This is a genomic window from Micromonospora yasonensis (genome assembly GCF_026013475.1).
GTDB lineage: Bacteria > Actinomycetota > Actinomycetes > Mycobacteriales > Micromonosporaceae > Micromonospora > Micromonospora yasonensis.
Window position 1 is genome coordinate 1 of the sequence record NZ_JAPDPH010000498.1, and the last position, 349, is coordinate 349.

Sequence of the window (349 nt, forward strand, 5' to 3'; positions counted from 1 at the left end):
GATCGGCTCCTCGTCCACGCCGACGGCCGGGACGCCGTCGGAGTCGGCCACCGCGCCGGAGACCTCCGACGGGCGCTGCGGCACCTGCTCGGCGGGCGCTTCTTCGAGGATCACGTGGGCGTTGGTGCCGCTGATGCCGAACGAGGAGACGCCGGCGCGGCGCGGGTGCCCGTTCGGCCGCCAGTCGACCGCCTCGTCCAGCAGACGGACGGCACCGGCCGTCCAGTCCACGTGCGGGCTCGGCGCGTCGATGTGCAGCGAGCGGGGCAGCGTGCCGTGCCGCATCGCGAGGACCATCTTGATGATCCCGGCCGCCCCGGCGGCGGCCTGGGTGTGCCCGATGTTCGAC

1 protein-coding gene is annotated in these 349 nt (G+C 74.8%); it reads right to left on the minus strand.

What is annotated here, in order from left to right; all coding sequences use genetic code 11:
* A partial coding sequence (locus tag ONA70_RS36535) for a ketoacyl-synthetase C-terminal extension domain-containing protein (protein ID WP_319959642.1) occupies window positions 1-349 on the minus strand: 349 nt, incomplete at both ends.